The following is a 12,516-nucleotide window of genomic DNA, read 5'->3' as shown; positions in this document are numbered from 1 at the left end:
AAAGTGCATGCAAACAGTGAATCTGGGATTTATCGGCGGCGGAAATATGGCCTCGGCCTTGATCGCCGGGGTGGCGCGCAGCGGCATGCTGGGGCGGCTGCATGTGGTGGATATCAATCCCGCCCAATTGGCGCAATATGCGCATGACTATCCCGGGGCCAGCACGGCGCAGGAAATCAACCGCAGTTTGATGGAAATGGATGTGCTGGTGCTGGCGGTCAAGCCGCAGCAAATGCGCCAGATCGCTTTGCAATTGGCCCCGCTGTTGCCTCAGCACGGGCCGCTGATTATCTCAATCGCCGCCGGCATCCGGGGCGTGGATTTGCAACGCTGGCTGGGCGGTTATGGCGCGCTGGTGCGCTGCATGCCAAATACGCCGGCCCTGATCGGGCGCGGCATGAGCGGCATGACAGCCTGGCCGGATGTGACGGCGCAACAAAAACAGCTGGCGCAGCAGGTTTTATCCGCCGTTGGCGCCACCCTGTGGCTGGAGCACGAAGAGCAATTGGACGCCGTCACCGCCCTGTCTGGCAGCGGCCCGGCATATGTGTTTTATTTCATCGAAGCCATGCAATCCGCCGCCCAGTTGCTCGGCCTGAGTGAAGAACAGGGGCGCCAATTGGCGCTGGCCACCTTCAGCGGCGCAGCGGAATTGGCGGCGCAATCGCCCGAACCGGTAGCGGCTTTACGTGAAAAAGTCACCTCCAAGGGCGGCACCACGCAAGCCGCGCTGACGGCGATGGAACATGCGCAAACCAAGACCATTATTGTGCATGCGATCCGCAGCGCATATGTGCGCGCCTGCGAGCTGGGCGATGAGTTTGGGCGCGCATAAGCACACGCCCCCTGCTGCTGCCGCGTCAATGCGATAATGCGATAATGCGATTTTCCATTTTCCGCCGCCCGTCATGAGAATTGAACGCCACTCCCTGCCTGCCGACAGCTTGCAAGCGGAACACCATGTGTTGAGTCTGCATTTCGGCCCGGCCGGCGCCGCGCGCAAAGTGTATATCCAGGCCGGCTTGCACGCCGACGAGCTGCCCGGCCTGCTGACCGCCGACCATTTGCGGCGCCGCTTGCAAGAGGCCGAACAGCAAGCGCAGATCTGCGGCGAAATTGTGTTGGTGGCGCTGGCCAATCCGCTTGGATTGGCGCAAAGCCTGCACGGCCAGCCGTTTGGCCGTTTTCAATTTGATAACGGGATCAATTTCAACCGCCAATTTCCGCTGCTGGCGCAGGAAGTCGCGGCCAGTCTGGAAGGGCAGGAGCTGCCGGCGGATGAGGCTGCGCTGCTGCGCCTGCTGCGCCGCCAGGCGCGCGAATTACTGCTGCAGGGCACGCGCCAGAACGCCGCCAGCCAGCTTAAGCACATCCTGCTGGCGCTGGCCATCGATGCCGATCTGGTGCTGGATTTGCACTGCGATTGCCAGGCCGTGATGCACGCCTACACCAGTCCGCAATCAGCGCAAGCGTTTGCCGCCCTGTTCGCCTACAGCGGCGCTCGCGCGGTGTTGACGGCGCAGGTGTCCGGCGGCGAGCCGTTTGATGAATCCTGCAGCCGCCTGTGGCCGGAACTGGCGCAATTGCTGGGCCGCCCGCTGCCGCAAGCCTGCCATGCCCTGACGCTGGAGTTGCGCGGGCAAACCGATGTCAGCGATGAGCTGGCGGCGCAAGATGCGGCGGCGATTTGCGCCTTTTTGCAAAGCGAAGGCATCTTACTCGGCGCTGCGCCGCCGCTGCCGCCGGCGCACTATGCGGTGACGCCGCTGGCCGGGGTCGAGCCGCTGCACGCCGCCACGCCGGGGGTGATTGTGTTTGACGCTGAAGTTGGGCAGATGGTGCAGCCAGGGCAACTGGTGGCGGAAATCGTCGATCCGGTGCACGGCGTGCGCAGCCCGGTGCGCGCCAGCATCGCCGGTTTGCTGTATGCGCGCACGGCGCAACGCTATGCGCTGCGCGGCATGGAAATCGCGCGCATCGCCGGTCAGGAAGCGCGCCGCGCAGGCGATTTGTTGTCGGCGTAACGGGATTGCCTGATATCGCTTGCTGCGCAGCCGCAGGCCGGCTTATCACTTGCGCAAGCCCGCCTGCGTTTTTTGCCAGAATCCGGCGCCGCTGGCGCATACAAGCACTACGCCGATTTCACCACATGCAGCGCCCCGGTATTTTTAACTCAAGCGACATTCAATGCTGGAACTGGGCCTCGCCGTAAATCGCCCGTTCCAGCCAGGGATTGCGCTGCTCCGGTTGCGGCAACAGCGTCAGTGCGCGCTGCATGGTGGCGCATTCGCTGCGCACCTGTTGCAATAAATCCTGTAATTGATGCGAGAGTTGCTGCGCCCCGGTGCAAATCTGTGCGCGCGCATCGATCCGGCGCGCAAACAGCCACCACCATGCATGCAATAGCGCCGCGCTGGCGCGCAGGCTTTGTTCTGCTTGCGCCGCCAGCGCGGCTTGCAATTGATGCAGATTGGCGCCCGACCATTGCCAGCCGGCCAGCGCTGCGCTTTGCTGCTCACACCAGTCGGCAGTCGCCAGCGCATCGCCGGCGCAGGCTTGCAAAGCTTGCACGGCCAGCTGCGGCGCGCCGCTGCGCTGTAAATATCCGAGCAAGTCTTGCTGCAGATTGTGCAAACCGGCCAGGGCCTGGCTTTGCCGTTCCGGCCATTTTTGCTCCTGCACGCTATCACGCGCGGCTTTCATCAGCGCAGCTTCAGCATGTTCGTGCGTATCAGGGCGCGCCGCATAGCCGCGCTCATGCGCAACCGCCTCAAGCAATTGAATAAATGGCGGGCACACACGATGCCAGTCCGGGTGCGCCGCCAGCCAGCGGCGGCAAGCCGCAGCGGTGTCCGCCTGCTCGCGCCCGGATAAACAAGATGGATGTTGCGGCCAATCTGCGCCGAAATACGCCGGCCACAAGTGCCGCAATTGCGCACGCCCGTCCTGCGCCAGGCCGGTGCAATGCACATCCAGCAAATCATGGGTGAATTGGTAAAGATTGGCGCGTTCCGGTTTGCGCTCATGGCCGGCGTCGGCTTGCGCATCCAGCGCCTGCGCCAATTGCACACGCAAAGCGTCGCGTTGCCCACACAAAGGCCACAATTCCTGTTGCGCCTGCCAGGCGGCAGCTGCGCAAGCCGCCTGCAGCAAGGCCAGGTTCCGGTTTTGCTGCAAAATCTGGTGACAGACTTTTTGGATTGCTTTATGACGAAATAAGAATGATGCTTGCGCCGGATATTTCTGTTTGCTCATGTTCGATTTGGACGTTTCCTGGCATTCCACAGCATGAAAATCGGGGAAAAACGGCCAAAACACACAATTCCGGGATGTGCGCCGCCTTCCCAACAACAGACTGGCAGTATTGTATCTGCTTTTCTTCTTTTTGGTGGCACGAATTGTAGGGTAGCTTTACCATCCGCCAGGCGGGAGTTACGCCATCCAGGCGGTAGCATATCCAGCCTTGCAGTTAAAATTTCAAAAAATGCAAAATCTTGTACAATTTGCACTTCCCTGAGTTTCTCACCCCTTCCCCACCCGTTTGCGCCAGCCTGCAGTCGCCTGCCGGCAGCGGCAGTCCATCAGCCGGATTACGCCATTCATCGGCTGAAACTGGCGCAGACAGGCGGATCTCTCTACTCTCCACATGCTGAAACAATATTGATTTAGGGCAACTTTTTTGACATGATAGTCCACACGGCAGACCCGCCCCAGGCAGGCGCGCCCACCGACTCAATACCGCCGGATTGACGCCGGCAAAAAGCAAAAAAGAGATTCCCGAAACACCGCAGAACGCGCACAATATGCAGCGGGTTTTGGTTCTCTGTAAGAACAACAGGAGTTCACCCATGCTCAAGCCATCTTCCGCGTCGCCCAGGACTGGCGCGGCTGCGCTAAGCCTGAAGCGCCACATGCCGGTCTGGTTTTCTGTCTGTCTGGTTGGCGCCGCCATCTGCTTATCGCTGCCGCAAGCTGAAGCTGCGCGCGCGGCGCGCCCGACCCCCGGTCAGGCAACCCCGGCCCCCACCCCGCTGCCCACTCCGACGCCGCTGCCCACGCCTGTGCCAAGCATGCCGTCTGAGTCTTCGCCAATGACGCCGGACGCAAACGGTCTGGCGATTGTCGGCGGCGACAGCCCGCTTACGCTGAACCAATCACGCGGATACAGCGCGCGTTTTAACGGCAAAATGCTGCCCAATCCGGTCTGGACTATCAATGGCGTGGTTGGCGGCAATGCAGCCAACGGCATCATCACAGCGGAGGGACAATACACCGCCCCCAGCAGTGGCCTGCCGCCGCGTAACCCGATTGAAATCCGCTTGAGCCTCACGCTCGATGGCAACACCATTTCGGTGGCGCGCAGCCAATTGGTGCAATTGCCCAAACCAGGCTTGTGGAATATCTCGCCACGCGCCGTGATGCCCGGCCCTTATACACTGACGGTGACCGGGAATAATTTTTACCCCGGCATCAAGGCCATCGTCAACGGACAGCTGGCGCAAGCGACCTATGTTTCCGCCACCGAGCTGCGCGTGAATGGCAGCATTAATCAATTGGGCACACTGGAATTGATGCTGGTGAATCAGGGTGATCAGCGTTCGCCGCCGCTGACCAAGGTGTTTGTCACGGCAGATGGGCGCAGCCCGGCTGATGGCTCGACGCCGACCCCGACGCCGCTGCCGACGCCAACCCAAACCCCGGCCCCGGCGCAGGATGCGCAACTGATCCACGCCGCGCGCTTTTTAGAGCAAGCCAGCTTCGGCCCGACCGCCAGCGATCTGGCGCAGGTGCGGCAATTTGGCGCGCAGACCTGGTTTGAGCAACAACTGGCGCTGCCGCCTTCGCCGATTTCCGAAAGCATGGATCTGAACATACTGCGAAATCGGTGGCTGTTTGCGATGGCATCGGGCGATGACCAGTTGCGCCAGCGCATGATCTTTGCACTGTCTCAAATTTTTGTGGTTTCCGCAGATAAAAACAACGCGGCTGAAGAGATCCGCCCCTGGCTGCAAACGCTGTCACGCCATGCCTTTGGCAATTTTGGCAATCTGCTGCGGGAAATGACGCTCAACCCGGCCATGGGCAAATATTTGGATATGGCCAATAGCGCAGCACCGCGCCCGAATGAAAACTATGCACGCGAAGTGATGCAACTATTTACCATCGGCATGCACATGCTGAATATGGATGGCAGTCTGCAACTGGATGGTTCGGGCCAGCCCATTCGCAGCTATGATCAGTCGCGAATCGGCGATTTTTCCCGCGCTCTGAGCGGCTGGACTTATCAGGGCGCCAGTGATACGCGTTTGAATCCGGAGAATTTCAGCGGTCCGCTGACGCCGCGTGAGCGCTATCACGACCAAAGCGCCAAGACCTTGTTGCAAGGTGTGGTGCTGCCTGCCGGCCAAACTGCGCAGCAGGATTATGAGGCGGTCATGGAGAATCTGCTGAATCACCCCAATCTGGCTCCTTTTATCTCAACCAGGCTGATCCGCCACTTCGTCACCAGCAATCCCAGTCCGGCGTATATTGCGCGCGTCGCCACCGTCTTCGCCCAAGGCACTGCGGCCAATGGCAATCAGCGCGGTGATTTGGCTGCCACACTCAAGGCGATTTTATTCGATCCGGAAGCGCGGCAAAATCAGCCAGGCGCAACCCAGGGTCAGTTGAAAGATCCGCTGCGGCATACCTTGAGCCTGGTGCGCGCCTTGAATGGCAAAGTGCTCGACCCCACCAACCTGTTCTGGGATTATTTTCTCAGCGGGCAAAAACTGGGCAACTCCCCCAGCGTCTTTAATTTCTTTTCACCGCTGACCAAGCTGCCCGGCAACCAACATCTCTATGGGCCTGAATTTCAGATTTATGCGCCGGCCATGGCGGTGCAACGATCCAACTTTATTTTCTCGCTGTTAAGCGGCAACTATAAAACCATGGTCCTGTTCGATCTGCAGCCCTTTATCAATCAGGCCGCCGATCCGAATGCACTGATCAATCTGGCCGATAAACAATTGCTGCAAGGCCGCATGAGCGCAGAGGTGCGCAGCGCGCTGTTTGAAGCACTGCTGACAATTGCGGACAAGCGCGAACGGGTCTTGACCGTACTGTATTTGACGGCCATCAGCGCAGAGTTTTCTGTCCAACTGTGAAAGAGAGCGCAACATGAGCAAACATGCAATCAATTCTTCGCGCCGGCATTGGATGGGAGTGGGAGCACGGGCCACGGTTTTAAGCGGACTGGCCGGCATGGGCTTACTGCCAGGCGTCAGTCATGCCGCTGTATCAGATTACAAAGCCCTGGTCTGCGTCTATCTATATGGCGGCAACGATGGCAATAACATGATTGTGCCATTGGACGATGCACATCAAGCGCAGTACCGGCAAACCCGGGGCAGCACCAGCATTGCCTTATCACAGAGCAATAACACTTTGCTTGGCACGCGCAGCGCGCTGCTGCGCAGCACTGCAAACCCGGTGCAACAAAGCTTTGCCTTTCACTCCGCCATGCCGGAATTGGATGCCTTGTTTGCCGATGGCAAGCTGGCCCTGCTCTTGAATGCCGGCTCACTGCAAGGCCCGACCAGCAAGGCTGATTACCTGGACGGCAACAATCTGCCGCCACAATTGTTTTCCCATTCCGACCAGCAATTGCAAATGCAAGCCGGTTCGCCCACAGTTGGCGGCAGCGGCTGGGGTGGGCGCCTGCTCGACCATTTTGGCGTTGGCGGCGACCTGGATGCCGTCACCACCTATAACGGCAGCATTTTTGTCGAAGGGGTGGCGAATCACGGCAACCTTTTACCCAGCACCGGTCTGTTATCCATGTCCGGTTTTAATTTCTGGCCAACAGAAGCCGCCGCAGCGCGCCGCGCAGCACTGCAGCGTATCTTGCGCGCCGAGCGTGGCAATCTGGTGGCGAATGCCGCCAACCGCGCCTTGCTGAGCGGCGTCGAATTACTTGACGATATCCAGGCAGCGAGCGAAAACAATGCGGTACAAACCGTGTTTCCGTCCTCCGATCTGGGGCGGCAACTGAAAACCGTGGCGCAGCTGATCAAACGCCGCGCCGCGCAAGGCCCGGGGCGGCAGGTGTATTTCGTCGCGCAAACCGGCTTTGACACCCATGGCGGACAAAACTGGCAACAAAATGATTGCCTGAGCAAAGTATCCGTAGCAATGGCGGCGTTTTACCGCGCCACCCGTGAGATCGGGGTCGCCAGCAATGTCACCAGCTTCACTTTGTCAGAATTCGGCCGCAGCTTCCAACCCAACAGCGGCGGAACCGATCACGGCTGGGGCAGTCACCATATGATTCTGGGCGACGCCGTGTCTGGCGGGGCATTGTATGGCCGCTTTCCCGATTTCACGCTCGGCGGGCCGGATGACGCCACCGGACGCGGAGTCTGGGTGCCGCAATTTTCGATTCAGCAATATGGCGCCACATTAGGCAAATGGTTTGGCATTGATACCGCTCAGTTGGACACGCATGTGTTTGGCGGCGAATTAAGCCGTTTCAGCCTGCGTGATTTGGGCTTTATGGGATAAATTCCAGCCTCGCCACAACCGCCGCTCTGCACAGAGCGGCTTTTTTTTTGCCGCCTTGCCGCACCATTTCAGTGCATTTGCACAGCGCCCGAAATTGGGCAAAACGTCCATCCACCGAAAGGCGCCACTCATCGGTTGCCCCTGGCAAAACAGGGTCGCAGTCTCTAAGCTCAAGTGGCCAGCACAGTATTGATTTTCGGCAACATTCGAGATTTCCCCCCTCATGTCGCCCGGTCAACGCAATCAGGCGAACACAGTCCGGCGCGATGCCGGACTGTGCAAGACGACTGAACGCCACGCGCGCTCAAAACAATAATAATTGGAGGTCATCCATGAATTCCACTCCCCGGCTATGCCACGCCAGGCCGACTTTTTTCCTATCCAGACATTTTCACGCTTTGCTCGCCAGCTGCGCGCTTGGGGCCGCACTTTGCCTGACGCCGGCAGCGCACGCCATCGAAAATCCGGGCGCCAGCAGCATGGACAACATGTCCAGCCAAGGCTTGGCGATTACCGGCAGCGACAGTCCACTGACCTTGGGCCAGACACGCAAATTCAGCGCCCGCAACAATGGCAAATCCGCAGTCAATCCGATCTGGAGCATTAACGGCGTGCCCGGCGGCGACGCCGCCAATGGCAGCATTGCCGCCGACGGCAAATACAGCGCGCCGACAGCCGCCCTGCCGGCGCGCAATCCGATTGAAATCCGCATGAGCCTGCAGCAAAACGGCAGCACCTTGAGCGTCACCCGCAGCCAGTTGCTGGTGTTGCCCAAACCCAGTCTGAGCAAAGTCCGTCCGCAAGTGGTGAAACCCGGCCCCTACACCCTGGTGGTGAGCGGCAAAAACTTTTTCCCCGGCAGCAAAGTTTTATTGAATGGCGCCGCGCTGGAAACCAGCTATGTCTCGGCGACCGAATTGCAGGCCAAGGGCAACGCCGGCGCCGCCGGCAAATATGAAATCAAATTGCTCAATCCGGGCGATCAGCTGTCCACTTCTGTCGCCAAATTCTGGGTCAGTCCGGATGGCAAAAAACCGCCGGAAGACCCCGGCACGCCGACGCCCACGCCAACGCCCACCCCGACGCCAACGCCGACGCCAGCCCCGGCAAAAGATATGCAGCTGATCAGCGCCGCGCGCTTTTTGGAGCAAGCCAGCTTTGGCCCGACCAGCGCTGATCTGGCGGCAGTGAAACAGGGCGGCGCACAAGCCTGGTTCAATCAACAATTGAATCTGCCGGCCTCGCCGATTGCCGAAACCAATGACAATTCGGTATGGCGCAATACCTGGTACCTGGCGATGGCGCAGGGGCAAGATCAATTGCGCCAGCGCATGATTTTTGCGCTCTCGCAAATTTTTGTGGTGTCCGCCGACAAAAACAACAGCGCCGAACAAATGCGCCCCTGGCATCAAACCCTGTCGCGTCACGCCTTCGGCAATTTTGGCGATTTGCTGCGCGAAATGACGCTCAACCCGGCCATGGGCAAATATCTGGACATGGCCAACAGCCGCATTCCGCACCCGAATGAAAACTATGCGCGCGAAGTGATGCAGCTGTTTACCATCGGCACGCAAATGCTGAACATGGATGGCAGCCTGCAACTGGATGGCGCCGGCCAGCCGATTCCGACCTATGACCAGGCACGCATCGGCGATGTGTCACGCGCCTTGAGCGGCTGGACCTATCCCGGAAACAATGCCAGCGGCTTGAACTGGGAAGGCTTTAACGCGCCGCTGCAAGCGCGCGAACGCTATCACGACAAGAGCGCGAAAACCCTGTTGCAAGGGGCCACCCTGCCGGCTGGCCAAAGCGTGCAGCAAGACTATGAGGGCGTGATGCAAAACCTGTTCATGCATCCGAATCTGCCGCCCTTTATCGCGACGCGCTTGATCCGTCACTTTGTCAGCAGCAACCCGAGTCCGGCGTATATCGAAAGAGTGGCCAGCGTTTTTGCGCAAGGCACGGCGGAGAATGGCGGCGCACGCGGCGACTTGAAAGCCACGCTGCGCGCGGTCTTGTTCGACCCGGAAGCACGCCAGGACCAGCCCGGCGCCAGCCAGGGGCATTTGAAAGATCCGCTGTTGCACACCCTGGGTTTGATGCGGGTGATGGGCGCCAAAATGGGCGATCCCAGCAATCTGTTCTGGGATTACTACCTGATGGGCCAACGCTTAGGCTATGCGCCCTCGGTCTTCAACTTCTATTCGCCGCTCACCAAACTGCCCGGCGATGCGCAATATTACGGCCCGGAATTTCAAATCTACGCCCCCGCCATCGCCGTGCGGCGCGCCAATTTCATCTATCTGCTGTTGGCCGGCAATTACAAAACCATGGCCGACATTGATTTGCAACCGTATCTGAATGTGGCGGCGGATCCGAATGCGCTGATCAATCTGGTGGATTTGCAATTGCTGCAGGGACGCATGTCGGCCACCTCGCGCAGCGCCATATTTGAAGCCCTGCTCTCGATTGCTGACCGGCGTGAGCGTGTCTTGACTGTGCTGTATCTGACTGCGATCAGCGCTGAATTCGCTGTGCACAAATGAGGAGGGCCGGATCATGACTAAGCAAAACATCAATCAAGCCCGGCGCCAGGCGCTGGGTCTGGGTTTGCGCGCCAGCATGCTGGGCGGACTGGCCAGCATGGGTTTATTGCCGGGCGCAGCGCAGGCTGCGGTGACTGATTACAAAGCGCTGGTGTGCGTGTATTTATTCGGCGGCAATGATGGCAATAATATGCTGCTGCCGCTGGATGCTGCGCATCAAGCGCTATACCAGCAAGTGCGCGGCAATTCCAGCATTGGTCTGTCACAAAGCGCAAAAACCCTGCTTGGCACGCGGACCTGCACCCTGCAAAGCACCGCCACTCCGGTCGAACAGCCCTTTGCCTTCCACTACGGCATGACTGAGCTGGATGCCCTGTTCGCGGAAGGCAAGCTGGCTTCGCTGCTGAATGTCGGCTCGCTCAGCCGCCCCACCAGCAAAGCGGACTATCAGGCCGGGCGCAATCTGCCGCCGCAATTGTTTTCACACTCAGATCAGCAATTGCAAATGCAAGCCGGCAGCCCGGCGGTCAGCGGGGCCGGCTGGGGCGGCCGCCTGATGGATTTACTGAGCACTGGCGGCGACCTGGATGCAGTGGCCACCAGCAACGGCGGTTTGTTCATCGAGGGACAGAATACGCACGGCAATTTATTGCCAAGCGATGGCCAGTTATCCATGAACGGCATGAATTTCTGGCCCGACAGCGCAGCCGCCGCGCGCCGCAATGCGCTCGTGAAAATCCTGCGCGCTGATCATGGCAATGTGCTGGACAATGCGGCCAATAAAGCGCTGTCCAACGGGATTGATTTGATTGCCGATTTGCAGGCGGCGAATCAAAACGGCGCGCTGCAAACCGTGTTTCCCGGCACAGACCTGGCGCGCCAACTGAAAACCGTGGCGCAATTGATCAAGCGCCGCGCCGCGCAAGGGCCGGGACGGCAAGTGTATTTTGTCGCACAGGGCGGCTATGACACGCATGGCGGGCAATCCTGGCAGCAATTCGATTGCCTCTCGAAACTCTCTGCCGCGCTGGCGGCGTTTTACCGCGCAACCCAGGAAATCGGTGTCGCCAATCAAGTCACCAGCTTCACCTTGAGCGACTTCGGGCGCAGCTTCCAGCCCAACAGCGGCGGCACCGACCACGGCTGGGGCAATCATCATTTGATTTTGGGCGATGCGGTCAACGGCGGCAATCTGTTTGGGCGCTTCCCCGATTTCACCTTGGGCGGGGCGGACGACGCCAGCGGGCGCGGGGTCTGGATCCCGCAATTTTCGATCCAGCAATATGGCGCCACCCTGGGCAAATGGTTTGGTCTGGATAACGCCACACTCGACCAGCAAGTCTTCAAAGGCGAGTTGTCGCGCTTTGCGTTGCAGGATCTGGGTTTTATGAAGTGACAGGACAAAGACGCGCAGACGTCTCTTATTTTTCGCATCCGCCGCCCGTGATGTGGGCGGCGTTTTCGGACGCTTGGCTTGGGCTGGCGTCCGTTTTTTTTGCTGATGCGGCGCCGCTCAAGCAACGATTGCAGTCTTGCATCAGAAATGCAAGCACAGCTGCGAATCTTCTGCAACGGCTCAAGCCTCGACTTGCATCTGTCCCTCAATCCGCCAACGGTGCGCAGCGCCAAGCGGATTGGCGTTTGCCTCCCGCTGACAGCGCCACGCCAGATATTGCAAGGGGTCCGCATGCAAGATGCCGCGCTGCGCATCCAGCACCTGCCAGCGCCCGGCATGCCAACATTCAGCCCAATTATGGTAGTCCACAGCCTGCAACACAGCATCATGCCGCACCACCCAGCCGCCCACCATGCGCGCCGGAATTCCTTGCGCACGCGCCAGCGCCACCAGCAAATCCGCATACTCAGTGCAATCGCCCTGGCCATGACGCAAAGCATATAGCGCGCCTAAATCGCGCGCCTGATATGGCCCCGGCTGGATATGCTGCGCGACCCAGGCAAAATCAGCTTGCAAGGTTTCCGCCACACTGCTTCTGCGTAAAGTGGCGGCGCGTGCTTGCAATTCGCTGTGATCAGATTCAATGAAAGGTTCCGCCTGCAGCCAATCCGCTGGCTGTGACAAGTCGTCAAGGCGCGCGATGCGCGCATCCAATGTTAATTCAAAGTCCAATTGCAGGACCTGGCGCGCCATAGGTTTGAGCATGGCAAAGTCAAAGCGAAGATAGCGATGCCCCCATGCATCGCGCGCCAGATGTGCAGGGTGAGAAGCTTGCCAACGCATTTCAGCTTGCCCCGGCCATTCAGCCGGGACATACAACCACAAGCGTTGCTGCTGCAGCGGATGCGGCAAAGGATTAACCAAGGTAAACAGTTGGCGCATGCGCCGGCTTGGTGATGCAGATTGCGCCGGCGTCGCCAGCAACGCGGCCCAAGCCGGAAGATGTTGCAAAAAACGGCGGCGTGCAGAAAA

At 59.5% G+C, this 12,516-nt stretch carries 8 protein-coding genes; 6 read left to right on the top strand and 2 right to left on the bottom strand.

The annotated features are described in order from the left end of the window. Nucleotides 1-16 precede the first annotated feature (16 nt). Together proC and V8J88_RS02165 are read left to right on the top strand one after the other, a co-directional pair. A complete protein-coding gene (gene proC, locus V8J88_RS02170; RefSeq protein WP_338849984.1) occupies nt 17-835 on the top strand; it encodes a pyrroline-5-carboxylate reductase in 819 nt (272 codons plus the stop codon). A 73-nt stretch (nt 836-908) separates the two neighbouring features. Beyond that, nucleotides 909-2,024 (top strand): succinylglutamate desuccinylase/aspartoacylase family protein, encoded by a 1,116-nt coding sequence (locus V8J88_RS02165; RefSeq protein WP_338847500.1) that lies wholly within the window; start codon nt 909-911, stop codon nt 2,022-2,024. Between the two features lie 160 nt (nt 2,025-2,184). On the opposite strand, the gene V8J88_RS02160 is transcribed toward V8J88_RS02165, so the two are convergent. Then, nucleotides 2,185-3,255 (bottom strand): hypothetical protein, encoded by a 1,071-nt coding sequence (locus V8J88_RS02160; protein ID WP_338847499.1) that lies wholly within the window; start codon nt 3,253-3,255, stop codon nt 2,185-2,187. 593 nt (nt 3,256-3,848) lie between these two features. On the opposite strand from V8J88_RS02160, the gene V8J88_RS02155 reads away from it, so the two are divergent. The 4 genes from V8J88_RS02155 to V8J88_RS02140 all read left to right on the top strand — a co-directional run bounded on the left by V8J88_RS02155 (nt 3,849) and on the right by V8J88_RS02140 (nt 11,484). Further along, on the top strand, nt 3,849-6,146 hold the full coding sequence (locus V8J88_RS02155) for a DUF1800 domain-containing protein (protein ID WP_338847497.1): 2,298 nt from the start codon (nt 3,849-3,851) through the stop codon (nt 6,144-6,146). 13 nt (nt 6,147-6,159) lie between these two features. Continuing rightward, nucleotides 6,160-7,542, top strand: coding sequence for a DUF1501 domain-containing protein (locus tag V8J88_RS02150; protein ID WP_338847495.1), 1,383 nt, complete (start codon nt 6,160-6,162; stop codon nt 7,540-7,542). A gap of 332 nt (nt 7,543-7,874) precedes the next feature. Continuing rightward, nucleotides 7,875-10,088: a DUF1800 domain-containing protein gene (locus tag V8J88_RS02145; RefSeq protein ID WP_338847494.1), complete on the top strand. Its 2,214-nt coding sequence runs from the start codon at nt 7,875-7,877 to the stop codon at nt 10,086-10,088. Nucleotides 10,089-10,101: 13 nt separating this feature from the next. Next, nucleotides 10,102-11,484 carry a DUF1501 domain-containing protein gene (locus V8J88_RS02140; RefSeq protein ID WP_338847493.1) on the top strand — a complete coding sequence of 461 codons (1,383 nt, stop codon included), beginning with the start codon at nt 10,102-10,104 and terminating at the stop codon, nt 11,482-11,484. Nucleotides 11,485-11,664: 180 nt separating this feature from the next. Here the strand turns inward: V8J88_RS02140 and V8J88_RS02135 are convergent, their stop codons facing one another. Beyond that, the gene (locus V8J88_RS02135) at nt 11,665-12,426 is read right to left on the bottom strand and encodes a transglutaminase-like domain-containing protein (RefSeq protein ID WP_338847491.1); all 762 of its coding nucleotides are present in this window, start codon (nt 12,424-12,426) and stop codon (nt 11,665-11,667) included. Nucleotides 12,427-12,516: the final 90 nt, after the last annotated feature.

Origin of the sequence: Massilia sp. W12 (genome assembly GCF_037300705.1) — a bacterium.
Taxonomy (GTDB): domain Bacteria; phylum Pseudomonadota; class Gammaproteobacteria; order Burkholderiales; family Burkholderiaceae_D; genus JACPVY01.
The sequence above is the reverse complement of the archived record's forward strand: the minus strand, read 5'-3'. Positions and strand labels throughout refer to the sequence as shown.